Raw genomic sequence first — 15,214 nt, forward strand, 5'->3', positions numbered from 1 at the left:
TGAGGCTATCGCCTACGATGCGGTTCCGCTGCGCGCAACTCAATTGGGTGCGCCTACCACAGCATTTTTGAATGCCAGGAAAAATCGTAGCGAGCGGCGATGATTTGTGGCCGAGAAGCGCAGCTGCACGAAGGTACAGCGAGCATCACCGGCCACAAAGCACGACGCGCAGTAGATTTTTCGGCATTACACCACCGTTTTGTCCAGGAGCTTATCAAGCATGACCAGCAAGCACGCACTTCCTTCCTACCTCAATCCTGAAGACCTGGGCCCATGGGGCGTCTACCTCGAGCAGATCGACCGCGTTACGCCTTACCTGGGCAACCTGTCGCGCTGGGTGGAAACGCTGAAGCGTCCAAAGCGCATCCTGACAGTCGACGTGCCCATCGAACGCGATGACGGCACCATTGCCCACTACGAAGGCTACCGCGTGCAACACAATCTGTCGCGCGGCCCGGGCAAGGGCGGCGTGCGCTTCCACCAGGACGTGACCCTGTCGGAAGTGATGGCCCTGTCGGCCTGGATGACGGTCAAGAATGCAGCCGTCAACGTGCCATACGGCGGCGCCAAGGGCGGTATCCGTGTCGATCCGAAGACCCTGTCGCGCAACGAACTGCAGCGCCTGACCCGCCGCTACACGAGCGAGATCAGCATGATCATCGGACCGAACAAGGATATCCCGGCGCCGGACGTCAACACGAATGAACAAGTCATGGCGTGGATGATGGACAGCTACGCCATGATCGGCGGCAATATGTCGACCGGCGTGGTGACGGGCAAACCAATCTCCCTGGGCGGCAGCCTGGGTCGCCGCGATGCGACGGGCCGCGGCGTATTCGTCGTCGGCTGCGATGCGGCCGCCAAGGTCGGCATGTCGCTCGAAGGCGCGAAAGTCATCGTGCAAGGTTTCGGCAACGTGGGTGGCGTCGCTGCCCGCATGTTCGCAGAAGCCGGTTCGAAAGTCGTCGCGGTACAAGACCACAAGACCACCGTCGTGCATTCCGGCGGCTTGAACATCCCGCAACTGCTGGCACACGTGGCCGAAGTGGGCAGCGTCGAAGGCTTCCCGGGCGCCGAGGCATTCGTGCCGCGCGAAGATTTCTGGGGCATCGATTGCGACATCCTGATCCCGGCTGCGCTGGAACAGCAGATCACCGCTGAACGCGCACAAGTCATCCGCGCCAAGATCATCCTGGAAGGCGCTAATGGCCCGACCCTGCCGGCAGCGGACGATATCCTGACCGACCGCGGCGTGCTGATCGTGCCAGACGTGCTGGCCAACGCCGGCGGCGTGACCGTCAGCTACTTCGAGTGGGCGCAGAACTTCTCGAGCTTCTTCTGGACCGAAGAAGAAATCAACAGCCGCCTGACCCGCATCATGCGCGAAGCATTCGACGCGGTATGGCAAGTGTCGCAAGAGAAGAAAGTGTCGATGCGTACTGCCACCTTCATCCTGGCGTGCACGCGTGTTCTCCAGGCTCGCGAAGTGCGCGGCCTGTATCCATAATGGCTGCCTGAGAAAATGCCTGGGGCGTTGTTGCCGTGCCTAGCCCCCGACATTTTTCAGGCGCCATTGCTACCTTTGACGCCATTGGGTTGATGGCGCTCTAAAAAAAAATCCCGCCACACTATCGTGTGAGCGGGATTTTTTTATGGGCGCCGGCTTTGCTTCAAGCTGCGTAGCCTTGCGGGTTCTGGTGCTGCCAGCGCCAGTGATCGCGGCACATGTCGTCGATGTTTTTCTGCGCTTGCCAGCCCAGTAATTGCTTCGCCTTGTCGGCCGAGGCGTAGCAGCTGGCGATGTCGCCGGGGCGGCGCGGCACGATATCGTACGGCACGGCACGTCCACTGGCCGCTTCGAAGGCCCGCACGGTATCGAGCACGCTGTAGCCATGGCCAGTGCCCAGGTTGACGGTGAAGCCGCCCTCGGTGGAAAACAGGCGGTTCAACGCGGCCACATGACCCAGCGCCAGGTCGACCACGTGGATGTAGTCGCGCACACCCGTACCATCCGGCGTATCGTAATCATTGCCGAAGACGGCCAGGCGCTCGCGGCGGCCCACTGCCACCTGGGCAATGAAGGGCATCAGGTTATTCGGGATGCCGGCCGGGTCTTCACCGATCAAGCCGCTGGCATGCGCACCCACCGGGTTGAAATAGCGCAACACACCGACTTGCCATTGAGCATCAGCATGCACGAGATCAGCCAGAATCTGCTCGACCATCAGCTTGGAGCGGCCGTATGGGTTGGTCACGGACAAGCGCGACGATTCCAGGATCGGCAGGGCTTCCGGATCGCCATACACGGTGGCCGACGAGCTGAACACAAAACGCTTCACGTTCGCCGCCGCCAGCACTTCCAGCAACGCTACGGTGCCTGTCACATTGTTATCCATATACATCAGCGGCTGGGCCACGGATTCGCCCACCGACTTCAGCCCCGCAAAATGGATCACTGCATCGATGGCATGCACGCGCAGTACGGTGGCCATGGCCACGCGATCGCGTACGTCAGCCTCGTAGAAAGGCACGCTTTTGCCGGAAATGCGCTCCACGCGCACCATCGCCTCGCGCGCGCTATTGCACAGATTATCCACCGCGACCACATCGAAGCCGGCAGCCAGCAATTCGACGCAGGTATGCGAACCGATGAAACCGGATGCGCCGGTTACGAGTATTTTCTTGGACATAATCTCAATCAATGCAAAAAAGATAAGACTACCGTAATTCGCCCACCTTGCCTAGCCAGCGCACGCTAGTGCGCATGAAAAAAGCCTGCGGCGTCGCTGCGGCAGGCTTGTTCTCGTGCAAATGGCACAGGCTGGCAAACCGCCAGATTTATTTCTTGATGAACACCAGATCCCACACGCCATGGCCCAGCTTCAAGCCGCGGTTTTCAAACTTGGTCAGCGGACGGTACGCTGGCTGCGGCGCATAAGCATCGGCGCTATTGTGCAACTGCGGCTCGGCGCCCAGTACCTCCAGCATTTGCACCGCGTAATCTTCCCAATCGGTGGCGCAATGCAGATAGCCGCCCGGCGCCAGGCGATCGGTCAGCTGCTTGACGAAAGGCGACTGGATCAGGCGGCGCTTGTTGTGGCGTGCCTTGTGCCATGGATCGGGGAAAAACACGTGGATACCGGCCAGCGAATTGGCAGGAATCATGTGCGTCAGCACTTCCACGGCATCGTGCTGCAGCAGGCGCAGATTCGTCAGCGACTCTTCGCCGATCAGTTTCAACAGACTGCCGACACCCGGCGTATGCACTTCGACACCGATAAAATCCTTCTCCGGCATGGCCTTGGCGATATGGGCGGTCGTCGCCCCCATGCCAAAACCGATTTCCAGGATGACCGGCGCCTTGCGGCCAAACACCTGTTCGAAGTCCACGGACTCCTTGGCGAAAGGCAACAGGAACTGCGGCCCCAAGGTCTCAAGCGCGCGCGCCTGCGCGACAGACAGCCGTCCCGCGCGGGTCACGAAGCTGCGGATGCGGTGTTCGGTCGGATCGTACATCATCGGCCGCGCCGGGCCGTTTGCTGGGGTATCAGAAGACATGGGAATGGAGAAATAAGTGGCCGCGCCACATAAAACCGGGCGCCAGCGAAAAATGGAGCGGGTGAAGGGAATCGAATCCTCGTCGTTAGCTTGGGAAGCTCGACAAGGAACTCAACAGCCATGCGGGCTTGCGGCCCGTTTCTGCTCCGCAAAAATGACATTATAGCAGCCGCAGAAGCGGCCATCCATGCAGCGAATTGTGCGATTGTGGAGTGACTGGTAACGATTACACCGCCCTGTCAATCTCAATCAATTCCAGGCTATCGAACAAAGGTCCTATTTTTTATCCGAGCATATCGCCGATGGATGCGAACTTTGGCAATTATCAGGTCTTCTTGCCGGCTTGCCGGCAAAGCGCCGTCCCCTTTTCCAGTGCGCCACGCTGGCGCAATATCGATGCTACGCGCGGCGCACCCAGACATTCGGCATACGCCAGCGGGCTAATCCGCTCATCCGGCGATGCGTTCAGGTCGAGACCGGGTCTGGCTTGCATGATCTGGAGGAGAATTTCGTCCTTGTCGCCATCAAGGACGCGTAGCCAGGCGGGGAAGCCTTCCGCGTCTTTTGCTTGCGGGTCGGCGCCGAAATCGAGCATCGTTTTGACGATCTCCATGCTGCCTGTCTCAATTGCATATTTCAGTAGCGGGTTGCCGAAGCCATTGCCTGCCACTTCCTTGGCATTGTTATGGCTGCTCAGCAGCATGCGCACCACGTCTGCCGACTGCGCCGACAAACTGCCGGTCGGATCGCGCATTCTCAAGTAGCCGCCCAGCGGCGTGTCGGTTTGCCCGTCGCGCGCGATCGACAGCGCATAGCGCTGATCGAGCCGCATGCCTGCCTTCAATAGAGGGCCAAGCACGCTGGGGCAGTACAGCAATCTGACCGCCAGCACATTTTTCGGAATAGTCGGATGCAGGAAAAAACGCGTAGGATCAGCTCCCAGCAGGAACGCCAGAGAGATGGCATCGTTGCCAGTGCAGTCGTCCAGCGCTCGCCGCAACAGATCATCGGCCACGTCAGCCTGCAACTTGCCCTTGCCGCCATGGACGTATTCGATCAAGGCGGACTTGTACGCCGTGGCCGCGGCTGACTGACTCAGCACATGCGGCGCAGCCCAGCGATTGAGGGGACTGGCGCCCGCATCCAGCAGGCGCCGCACGCCAACGGCATCATCACGGACGATCATGTGCTCAAGCACGCTGGAGGCATCGAGCGCCGCCATCCCCGCCTCCCGCGTCAGCCAGTCGAATACCGGCATGGGCAGCGCGCCGACGCGGACTTTTCCCAGCACCTCATCGGCCAGATACTTGTGGAATGTCACCAGTTCGTCCGGCACTTGCATGGACTTGATGACATCGAGCGTGCGCAATGCCGCATCGTCAGGCAAGTTGACGGCGTGCCGTGCCAGCAGCCAGGTATTGCCATGGTCGGCCGGATCGGGTCGGCTAGCGGCCAGGCGGGGTAAAATCTCCTCGGCAAAAAGCGCATAATAATCTTGCCGCATGGCCGGGATGGCCTGGTTCGGGGATATTGGCGGCTCGCTGCCCGCCAGGAAACGCCGGGATGCCTCCCACCATGCCGATTCGCCGCTGGCGGTGCGCGGAACCGATCCAGCGGCCAGCAAAACACGGATGTGCCGCAGCACGACAGCGCGCGCAATGGCATCATTGGCCGGACTGGGCGTTGGATTTTCGCTCCCCGCCATCAATCCATGCAGATACTGCCCACACATCACCTCGCGCTGGAAGTCCTCGGACTGACGGTGTCGCTTAAGGTCGGGCGGCAGTGCATGGAATGCGGCCAGGCTCATATCCGCAGGCATGCCATGGGCACAATATTCGCTGTTTGCCGGTGCGGGTGGCTTGATCGCCTGCCGCACGGGGTACAAATCCATGCCTCCCGGGGCAAATCCATCCAATGAAACCAGGACGGTGCCCGTCTTGCTCGTACGCATGGGGGCGGCGAAATTCTGGCTTGCAGCCACGCCGGAGAATTGTGCGCCAGAAAAGGTTTTAACAAAAAACACACCGGCACCGGCCAGCGCGCAGGAAGCGCCATCCATTTGCACGGGAATCTGGCTGAACTGCTCACGCGTCATTGGCCTGAGCGACACCTGATAAGAAGTCCACGCTTTTTGCTCAGGATCGTATGTCGACAAGACATAACCGTGCTCCTGATGCTCGATCCAGATTCGGGCAGGCTCGCCTTCCTGCACCGCATAGCTTCCGACCAAACCATCACATGCGGGCGCTTCAGCGTATATGAACAAGGTAACAATCCCTATAACAAGGCTTTTAAATTGACGCAGCAGAAATTTCGTCGTTGTTCGCATTTTTTCATGCATCGTTTGATTTTGCATCTTGATTGTACATATCCCTCGGTAATTCCCGCATTTTTTGAGCGCGCTAAAAGTAGAGGTTAAGCGGCCAGGGCAAGCTTCTGTTTTGGCGTGACGCTAACGTCGGTGCGAATGCTACGCTTGAGTGCGCCATATTGGCCACACATGACACAAATGCCTGGTCATTTCTTGTCGGAAAAACCTGCCCGGCTATCAAGGCGTTTTGAGTAGCTAGTCATAGTTGCCATTTATTATTCCCAAAAAGAACATTGCATCCATAGGCAGCGCGCACTTTGCAGCAGATCCATGGGGACCTGAAAGAGCTGGACTATGCAGGGTCATACGACCGCGTGGCAGCGTTTGCCAGGCAGTGGAAGGCGGGTCAAACAGCGTGGGGCAATTCTGCGAGCAAACGAACAGATAGCCGCCCAGGAGGATAGCAAATTGCTCAATTGAGATAGTCACGAATTGTCACACTGAAGCGAATGTCTCAGCCCAGTCTGAAGCGAGGCGAAGGGCTAGACACCATTCGGAAGCGCGGCGTTGGATCAAGGAAAACTAACGCGTTTGACACGACTTGTGGAGCAGTTTAGCTCTGTGGAGCAGCGAAAGCAGGTTTTTCGCCGTTTTTCATTGGAGCGGGTGAAGGGAATCGAACCCTCGTCGTAAGCTTGGGAAGCTCGACAAGGAACTCAACAACCAAGCGGGCTTGCGGCCCGTTTCTGCTCCGCAAAGGTGGTATTATAGCAGCCGCACAAGCGACTATCCATGCGATCGCATTTGTGATTGAGGAGTGAATTATTAAGGCCTAGTGGCAAGCCTACAGTGCATAATTTATCCTCGGACAGTGCAAGTCACGACTCCTTACCGTAGAGGCCGGCTACGTTTCCAACGCCTTCCCGCAAGTGCTCTACAGAGTGTCGCTTACCGTCGCGGATAGGGGATCGCACTCCCCCCTTCCGGTCTAATCATCTCGTTTTTTTGCCGCAGGGAGCGTACTTAAAAAGCACATTTGTGATTGAGTTCAGCACGTCGCGATCAGACCTCCTTGGTCAGCAAATAGAGAAAAAAACACCCGTCGGATTCCAGATGTATCTCCGAATAAAAACGTCCGCGAGTCGTATTTAGCTCTCAAGAAGTGCTCGTATTGCTGCTCCGGACTCAGCGAAATAGCTGTTGAACTCTCCTCCACAATTGCACAGAAAAATTACGAATAAGTAAGTACGTATAGCGGCACTGATACAATAGAGAACTCAACTGCACGATGACATCGAGAACGACGCATGTTAGACCTACATCAATAGGGCCGTGTGACGCGTAAAACGAACAGGTATTACAATAAACAAACGACTATGAACATCGACAACCTCTACCCTTATGCTGGTAATCATGCGGTTCAAAACGCTATCTTTGTTGTTGAGTGGGCTGAACCACTGAAAACTGATGCGATGATCGCTATCAATAAGCTAGCTACTAAGTACAAAAACTTAGGGCTATCGCATGTTCAACATCAGCAAATGTTAGAGGTTAATTTTGAGCACATGCAGACGGCGGCACAGGAGCCGCGTCAGACGAGCCGGGTTAGCAATCAAGCGCTAAGCGGTATAGTGTTTGCAAGACCTGCAAGCGTTGGGGAGATCTCCCGAAGTGTGACTATTTCGCGGAAAAATTGCATGATCGCCATCCCTGATTACACCCGTTGGGCTGACGTCTTCAAAGATGTAGAGTCGTACCTAAAAATAGCGCTTGAGGAAGTTGGATCGACGAGGCCGCTTACGACGATTGGGCTACAGTACAATGATGTTTTCAATTGGAAAGATGCGCCTTCAGAATTAGATCTTCGAGCAGTCTTCTCTGAGAAGGCCTTTATTCCTCCCAATGCTTTCGAGCAGACTGGATTATGGCATCTTCATCATGGATACTTAGAAAACCATTCAGATCCGGTACCGCACAGTCGTGTAGAGAACATAAATGTTGATATGCTTGACACTGCAGGTGAGCGAATTATTCAGATCGTGGGATCCCATCGCGCTTCCTTAAGAGAGCCTTTATGGCAATCACATCTTAAAAATAAGTCGGTAATGCTAGAGGTATTTACTTCGCTGCATAAAGCGAACAAAATCATGCTTGGGAAGCTTTTGACAAGTCAGGTCTGTGAAAAAATTCGTTTAACTACAGATTGAGGACATCATGGAACCACTTACCACCATTTCTTTTATCGCTTACTGTGCAGTTGGCGCGGCCGTTACATCCCGCAACATTTTGGAAGCTCCACGAATCGAAGAAAAGTCGCCTACTCCAAATATGATAATTAAAAGTAGGCCGGCCCCCTCAAATATATTGGTAGCAAACGCGATGCCATTAAAGGCTCTTCCATTTTTGACCCTTAAAGACAAAATCATAACTGAACTTGAAACTTTCACTCCTGGACATCCAGGGGGGGATCCAGGTATAGTCTCGAAAACTGACGATATCGCAACGGCAAAAGAGTTCATTCAGGTATTACCTGCGGGAATTCCACTCCCTACGTTGATGAGAACAGACGATGGGCAGATAGGAATGTATTGGGATATTAACGACGTTTATGTTGATATAAATATCGATCCTGGACGTACCATTTCTGTATTTTCACGTATTCGTTCTCAAGGTAAAGACTCGATCTTAGACGCCGTACCGATTCAAGCGGTTACACCCCTTTGGGCATTGGAAAACATGGCTGTGCTTGCGGACTCGCATGCACTCGCAGCATAAGTAAGGCAGGCGATGGGTTGTAGAATTTTTTTTGATGCTAATCGTGAAAATTCGCAAAAATGCAAAGAACTTCAGAAAATCGAGATAGACAAACTAGCCGATTGGGAAGATCAAACTGCATCCGAATTTTCCCCGAGCGTTGTTCATGACGGAGAGATCCTTTATCAACAAATCGTTGATCCTACGCATCTTGAACCCGATGGCAGAAATCTGAAGCCAACTGCTTTTCAAGACAGCGCAAATAAAGGTATGTCTACTCATCGGGCTGAGCACATAGAGTGGGACGAACTAATCGAGCTTGGGAAAAAACGTGCCTCGGATTTCAATACAACAAATCCTGAACGGCCCAAACGATCATTGTGGGGTTTTGCTAAATTCCTTACGGAAGACGTGCGTCGGATCGTTGCGGAGCCTGAGGGTGGGCGACACTACTTCGTGTACGACACTGCAAATGAGAGCGATAAATCTCATGCAGATATTTGCCAGGGAGTTGCTGGTAACAAAATCGTCGAACGCGCCATCAGAGCGTCCCTTTTTGACCTGGCAAAGGGAGCTTTGATAAAATTAGAGGATAGTTTGGATGTAGCCAATAACGATCCAATGTCAGCAGCGCTTGCGGATGCAGCCTAATTAAATGATATATCCCAAGTTCGATGTTGGCAGCTAACAGCACTGCACTCTTAACATGCTGCAGTTTGCTTTAAGATGGTTACAACAACTCCAAATCACCTCTGAACCATCTGTTTTCAGCTACCACGTAAGTCTTAGGTAGGCTCCCCCTATTAACATTAATACCCGCCTGGAAAATCTCGCCATCGTGTACTGGAAGCCGGCGCTACACGCTTAACGCTTCGTGAGTACGGAACTGAATCTTGGCGCAGATGGGCCGCAGGTTGCCGCGCCGCTGGCCAGCAGCGAATAGCAATGGGCCGTGCGGCTGTCATACAGCCCCGCCAGCACGCGACAACAGCGACTCCCACGCCATCCGAACCACCTGCACGAAAAACCGCTCAAAGTGCGTCAAAATGCGTCAAATCGCATGCCGCCTCTTCGCCCCGCCGCGCCAGTCCTCATGCGCTTTTGGCCATGGCGCAAATTTGAGTCAAAAGAGACCTATATAGCGGGCAGGTGTGGAGGGGGGACAACTGCGCGCGCCGGGCCGAAACCGGCCTTTTTCTTGCCCCAAGAGCAACATCAATCGGCGGGACGTGAAAAAGCCGCCTCGTGGGCGGCTTGTGCGGTGGCTGGGGCGCTCTGGCGCGGCGGGACTGTCACGGCCCCGCCCTGCGGGCTAGCGCGTTGTGGCGCTCATCCTGCGCGGCCGGCACGGGCCTTGGCTGCTTGCTCCTTGTCGTAATCGTCGCGGCAGCGCATGCTGATACGCCAGCGCCTTGCCGCTGCGGCTGGGCCGGTCTTCCAGGTAGGCATCGCCAAACGTCAGGAAGTCCAGGGCCGTGCGCTTGAAGGCGTCGCGCGACAAATACTTGCTGGGGATCAGTGTGGACGCCAGCACGTTGGCCTTGAAGTGGATGGCGCTGCTGTGGTGCACGCCCGCGTTGAAGGACTTGGCCAGGCCGGCCAGGTTGCCTGGCGGCTCATAACCGTTGCAAGCGGGTTTTCTCCACCATGTGGAACCATGCGCGCGGCTGGGGCTACACCGACCTGCCGAACCCTTGCGAGGGCATCCAAGGCCACTCACTAGCGAAGCGTACCGTCTACATTACGGATGCAGTGTTCTCCGCTGTGCGCATGTACGGCAGCGCGCCGCTACGCGATGCGATGGACCTGGCCTACCTGACCGGTCAGCGCCCTGCTGATGCACTGCGCATGACTGAACAAGACATTATCGATGGCCACCTGATCATTACGCAGGAAAAAACCAAGCAGCCGCTGCGCATCACCATCACTGGGGAGCTGGCCAAGTTGGTGGAACGTATCCGAGCGCGCAAAGCGACGCACAAGATCGTGACAGGCGCGCTACTGACCAATATTCACGGCAAACGCCTGACCGCGCCAGCGCTTCGCACACACTTTGACGCGGCAAAAAAGCGAGCTTCCAAGCATGTACCCGAGCTAGCACAGGACATCATGGCATTTTGGTTTTACGACCTGCGCGCAAAGGCGGCCGACGATACTTCGGATGATCGCGGTGACCAGGCCGCCAGCGATCTTTTGGGGCACGATAGTGTGAAAACCACCCAGCGACATTATTTAAGGCGAGGAAAAATTGTAGCCCCCACAAAGTGACACTGAAGACAATAATCAGGAATGTTTCGGACAAAGCTTAGAACTATGGGTTTGGTACTTGTTGTAGCAGCACCGAGTGCCAATCAATTGCGATATCGTCTGCAAAAGTTTTTTCAAGGCTTTGTAAGCCCTCTTGCCCGGGATAGTTTTCAACGGCCAACACGATCATTTCTCGGGCTGAAGAAAATTCCTGCGCAACTCTATACCGTTCAGCGAGGGATAGTATGGCCGCCGACTCCATGAGACGGTGTACACGAAGACCTGTTTTCGATTTTCGAGAACGAAAATAGTCATCCAATAGTTGACGATCTTTCTCAATAGGAAATGGCGTTTTTTCCTTAAACAGCGCATGAATGAACATGCTCACAACACTTGGCTGCAGCGAGAGTTCATCCTCGATATATCTCTCTATCGTTCCCGAAGTATCGATCGTCATCTCAGGCGTTGCACAGGAGTTAAAGATCAAGTACAGCGCTAAATACGGAAGCCGTTCCTCCCTCTTAAAGGTAGAGATTGTCTTACCTACCTCTGTCAAAAGAGGCCTCAGATCCGCCAATTCGGCACCAGGAAGCTTAAGTAGGCTATATGAAAGTAGTTCAAGAAAGCCTTCAAGCTTCTTTTTGCCAGCACTTCTGATATCAACACCAACATGCCCAACCCAACACTGAGGCGCCAAATTAAATACAACTACGTTACTAGATTCGCGAACATAGTCATATGGCTCACTCTCAATGGTTGGCTGGCGCATGACAAACTCAATAATGACATGGCGCATGAGTCGTGTCAGTCCTTGCAACGTCATCATCTTTTCGTGGCCGAAAATCATCGTTTCAGCATATGAACTACCAATCGTAAGAGCTTTTGGCAACTGTAGTGCCTGATGCACATACTCCGAACGTGCGCTATAGGCAGCAGACAAGACCTGTGGCAATTCAGATCGTCCGATGGGGTCATCGCTTGGATTAAAGCCGCTTCGAAAAAACGAGGGGCCAACATGAGCTATGGCAAACTCCCGAAAACGGCGCCCGAGAGCTGAGTGCTCTATAGACAATATTGCCGACCGAACGCGTTCTTGCACATCGGACGACGCCTCGGCCAAGGCTCTATCGATGGCATTTCTCTTATTTTCCGTATATGAATCCCAGTCGGACTCATGCCCATCGAAATCCTGTGCAAGAGTTTCCACAGCCGCTACAAACAGCGTATATGCAATTTCGACATTATCGGAAATACGATACATTCCGGTCATGTAGGTACGAATTGCACGCATCACCGTAAGATAGGTCTTACGATGCAAACCGATCAAGCGCTGACTGAAGTCAACCAGAAATTGAGCGTCATCTGGCTGTATCCAAAGCTCTTTTTCGAATACCCGACGCACAAGTTTATTTGGAGCAACACGGGTCGCCACCCCCCGCTCTCCACTTGTCAAGCGTCTAGCGAAATCGATATCTGCAGCACAGATGCAATTTAAGGCAAAACCAAAAACAACGGTAAAGTCTGGGAGATAGGCCTCTCCGCAATTAGAGAGAAGCACCTGAGGAGCGGGAGCCGTCGATTCGATGCGTTCCTTAAACTCATACAGCACTGCGCTTGGAGACCTGACCAGAGCAGACGTCTGAACTATCCGACCAAAGGCGGTATCTATTGCGTCTTCTCCAAGAGCTGCATTCGTGTAGATCACCCCGCGTAGCGTGTTCTCGTGACTGACAGCCTTAGTGAACAACCTTCCGTCTTTTATCTGCAGCATTATGCACTCCTTGCCCTAAGTATCATATGAAAAGCAAGGTTTGTGGAGCGGAACTAGATTTGTGGAGCGGTCTATCTGAACTTTTAACCGTTTTTCATTGGAGCGGGTGAAGGGAATCGAACCCTCGTCGTAAGCTTGGGAAGCTTCTACTCTACCATTGAGCTACACCCGCGAAGCCTACATTTTACGCGGCTTTCACCGCTGTTGGCAACGTTACAGCATGGTTGCTGTGATCGAAAATGCGATGGCCGATTTCTCTGAGGTGTGATGGCAAGAGACGTCATGTCTAACGAGAACGTAGCAATAAATACAATCATTGCTTGCATTTTTAACACCACTGACATCAGAAGCTCAGCTGCAGATCCCCTTGACAAAAATAAAAAAGCATGGAGACTGCACTGCAGCGAGCCCAGGGAATGATAAAAACTGGTAAAATTTCACTATAACAGTGACGATGCTCGATGTCAAAAATGACGTACTCCGTTATCATAGTCCCCTAACTTCAAGGTAATAATTAGATGTCTCGGAAAAGCTCGTCTGGCTCAAAAAATATGGTTTCAAAAGAAAAAAACGAAATAAAAGCGCCACAAGATTTAAAAAATTTAAATGACAGTGGTGCAGTGTGGAAAACTCATTCAAATTTACGTATTGCTTCACTGTTTGCAGGAACCGGAGGCTTAGACCTTGGCTTTATTCATGCCGGCCACAAGGTTGTTTGGGCAAACGATTTTCAGCCCGACTCCGCTCTATCTTATAAAAAAAATATTGGGGACCACATAGTTTGTGGTGATATTTCTGATATTCACGCATCAGAAGTTCCCGAAATTGATTTGTTGGCAGGAGGATTGCCATGCCAAGGCTTCAGCAATGCAAATGTAAATAAGATTGACAACGATTCTCGAAATGATCTATATGCTCAGTTTGTTCGAATTTTACTCTCAAAACTTCCAAAATTCTTTGTTATAGAAAATGTCCGTGGAATGCTTTCCCTCCATGGAGGAGCTGCTTTTGAGAAAATCCTTCTTGCATTAGACGAAGCTGGATACGAGACTCAATACAAGGTTTTAAATGCTGCGGACTATGGCGTGCCACAGACTCGCATCAGGCTCTTTGTAATAGGTATTAGAAAAGATCTCACTGAAACATATCGCTATACTTTTCCAGAGCCGACCCATTCGAGGTTTCCTGAAAAGACTGGTCTGAAGCCCTGGGTAACCGTTGCTGAAGCCTTAAAAAATATTCCGGAGCCTGATGAACCTTCTAATTTATTGAATCATATTTGCAGCAACTATAAAATCACAAATAGAAATTTCACGGGGCATCGTACAACAGATCCTAATAAGCCATCTCCAACAATTCTAGCTAGAGGAAATGCAGGAGGAGGAGTTTGTGCGATTCAACACCCCAACAACCACAGACGTATGTCCGTCCGTGAATCTGCAATCATTCAAACTTTTCCAATAGATTTCGAATTCGTTGGAAAAACAAACTCTATGTATAGGCAAGTAGGAAACGCTGTTCCAGTTTTACTTGCTAAATGTGTAGCTCAAGGATTTGAGCGGATAGGTTAATTATGTTAAAAGTAGCTTCATTATTTTCTGGTGCTGGTGGTTTAGATTTCGGTTTCAAAGAAGCTGGCTTCGATATTGTCTGGGCAAACGATATTTTTCTCGAAGCAGCAGAAACCTACAAAATAAATATCGGCCCACATATCACAACTGAGTCCATAGAAAATATTCCATCTTCATCCATCCCAGATGTTGACATAATAATTGGAGGTTTTCCTTGCCAAGGATTTTCCCTTGCAAATACAAAGCGCCATACTGAAGATTCGCGCAATAAGCTTTATTTGGAATTTGTTCGTGTTCTTTCTGATAAGCGCCCCCTCTTTTTCATTGCTGAAAACGTTAGAGGAATTCTCAGCTTAGGCGAAGGGAAAATATTCGAAAGAATTTTGCAAGATTTTAGTGACGCAGGTTACAACGTAAAATTCAAGCTTTTTAATACTGCAGATTATGGAATCCCTCAAAGTAGGCATCGCGTGTTCTTGTTTGGGACAAGAAAAGATTTAGATATCGATAGCGATCATTTCCCACCAAAGGCAACTCATTGCAATCCAATTAGCGCCAAAGAGAAAGGTTTATATCCATGGATTTCAATAGGACAAGCTCTTAAAAATATTCCTGAACCTGAGCAAAACCACAATCTTGAAAACCATACAGCTTCTCAGTATAAATTACGCTTTAATGGATATATTGGTCATCGTTTAATTGACCCCGACCAACCGTCTCCAACGATAACTGCCCGAGGGGATGAACGTGGAGGGGTCGTTATACATCATCATCCAAAGAATCATCGAAGGCTAACTGTCAGAGAAGTAGCATTAATTCAGACTTTCCCCATTAATTATAAATTTATTGGGTCAAACACTTCTGTTTATAGGCAAATTGGCAATGCAGTTCCTCCAATGATGGGGAAAGTAATTGCCGAGGCTGTGTTAAAGACGCATCATCAGTGGCAAAAAAAGCAACACGACACTAAACACGCGATCGCCGCATAAAAATGACTCG

At 52.3% G+C, this 15,214-nt stretch carries 11 protein-coding genes, 1 tRNA gene and 1 pseudogene; 7 read left to right on the forward strand and 6 right to left on the reverse strand.

The features are described from left to right. Positions 1-220 precede the first annotated feature (220 nt). Positions 221-1,507, forward strand: coding sequence for a Glu/Leu/Phe/Val family dehydrogenase (locus ACQ4WZ_RS17545; RefSeq protein ID WP_070220497.1), 1,287 nt, complete (start codon positions 221-223; stop codon positions 1,505-1,507). Positions 1,508-1,670: 163 nt separating this feature from the next. Here the strand turns inward: ACQ4WZ_RS17545 and galE are convergent, their stop codons facing one another. The 3 genes from galE to ACQ4WZ_RS17560 form a co-directional block, all read right to left on the reverse strand. Further along, the gene (gene galE / locus ACQ4WZ_RS17550; protein ID WP_436574086.1) at positions 1,671-2,690 is read right to left on the reverse strand and encodes a UDP-glucose 4-epimerase GalE; all 1,020 of its coding nucleotides are present in this window, start codon (positions 2,688-2,690) and stop codon (positions 1,671-1,673) included. A gap of 148 nt (positions 2,691-2,838) precedes the next feature. Continuing rightward, complete coding sequence (gene trmB, locus ACQ4WZ_RS17555) at positions 2,839-3,519, reverse strand: tRNA (guanosine(46)-N7)-methyltransferase TrmB (RefSeq protein WP_133993187.1); 681 nt, start codon at positions 3,517-3,519, stop codon at positions 2,839-2,841. 364 nt (positions 3,520-3,883) lie between these two features. Next, the gene (locus ACQ4WZ_RS17560; RefSeq protein WP_436574087.1) at positions 3,884-5,917 is read right to left on the reverse strand and encodes an ankyrin repeat domain-containing protein; all 2,034 of its coding nucleotides are present in this window, start codon (positions 5,915-5,917) and stop codon (positions 3,884-3,886) included. Between the two features lie 1,331 nt (positions 5,918-7,248). On the opposite strand from ACQ4WZ_RS17560, the gene ACQ4WZ_RS17565 reads away from it, so the two are divergent. The 3 genes from ACQ4WZ_RS17565 to ACQ4WZ_RS17575 are packed head-to-tail and all read left to right on the forward strand — an operon-like array spanning position 7,249 to position 9,277. Continuing rightward, positions 7,249-8,079 (forward strand): TIGR04255 family protein, encoded by an 831-nt coding sequence (locus ACQ4WZ_RS17565; protein WP_436574088.1) that lies wholly within the window; start codon positions 7,249-7,251, stop codon positions 8,077-8,079. Positions 8,080-8,086: 7 nt separating this feature from the next. Then, a complete protein-coding gene (locus tag ACQ4WZ_RS17570) occupies positions 8,087-8,647 on the forward strand; it encodes a hypothetical protein (RefSeq protein ID WP_436574089.1) in 561 nt (186 codons plus the stop codon). 12 nt (positions 8,648-8,659) lie between these two features. Further along, the gene (locus tag ACQ4WZ_RS17575; RefSeq protein WP_436574090.1) at positions 8,660-9,277 is read left to right on the forward strand and encodes a hypothetical protein; all 618 of its coding nucleotides are present in this window, start codon (positions 8,660-8,662) and stop codon (positions 9,275-9,277) included. Between the two features lie 777 nt (positions 9,278-10,054). Here the strand turns inward: ACQ4WZ_RS17575 and ACQ4WZ_RS17580 are convergent. Further along, positions 10,055-10,247 (reverse strand): annotated as a pseudogene (locus tag ACQ4WZ_RS17580) (phage portal protein); the annotation flags it as partial. Between the two features lie 26 nt (positions 10,248-10,273). Here ACQ4WZ_RS17580 and ACQ4WZ_RS17585 point away from each other — a divergent pair. Further along, the gene (locus ACQ4WZ_RS17585; RefSeq protein ID WP_436574091.1) at positions 10,274-10,894 is read left to right on the forward strand and encodes a tyrosine-type recombinase/integrase; all 621 of its coding nucleotides are present in this window, start codon (positions 10,274-10,276) and stop codon (positions 10,892-10,894) included. A 43-nt stretch (positions 10,895-10,937) separates the two neighbouring features. Here ACQ4WZ_RS17585 and ACQ4WZ_RS17590 read toward each other — a convergent pair whose 3' ends face one another. Both ACQ4WZ_RS17590 and ACQ4WZ_RS17595 read right to left on the reverse strand, forming a co-directional pair. Continuing rightward, a complete protein-coding gene (locus tag ACQ4WZ_RS17590) occupies positions 10,938-12,644 on the reverse strand; it encodes a hypothetical protein (RefSeq protein ID WP_436574092.1) in 1,707 nt (568 codons plus the stop codon). A 98-nt stretch (positions 12,645-12,742) separates the two neighbouring features. Next, a tRNA-Gly gene (locus ACQ4WZ_RS17595) sits at positions 12,743-12,816 on the reverse strand. Between the two features lie 379 nt (positions 12,817-13,195). On the opposite strand from ACQ4WZ_RS17595, the gene ACQ4WZ_RS17600 reads away from it, so the two are divergent. Further along, positions 13,196-14,215 (forward strand): DNA cytosine methyltransferase, encoded by a 1,020-nt coding sequence (locus tag ACQ4WZ_RS17600; protein ID WP_436574093.1) that lies wholly within the window; start codon positions 13,196-13,198, stop codon positions 14,213-14,215. Positions 14,216-14,217: 2 nt separating this feature from the next. Continuing rightward, entirely contained in the window at positions 14,218-15,204 is a 987-nt protein-coding gene (locus ACQ4WZ_RS17605; protein WP_436574094.1) for a DNA cytosine methyltransferase, read from the forward strand. Positions 15,205-15,214: the final 10 nt, after the last annotated feature.

This window comes from Janthinobacterium darwini, from assembly GCF_051380905.1.
In the GTDB taxonomy this organism is placed as follows: Bacteria; Pseudomonadota; Gammaproteobacteria; order Burkholderiales; family Burkholderiaceae_D; genus Janthinobacterium.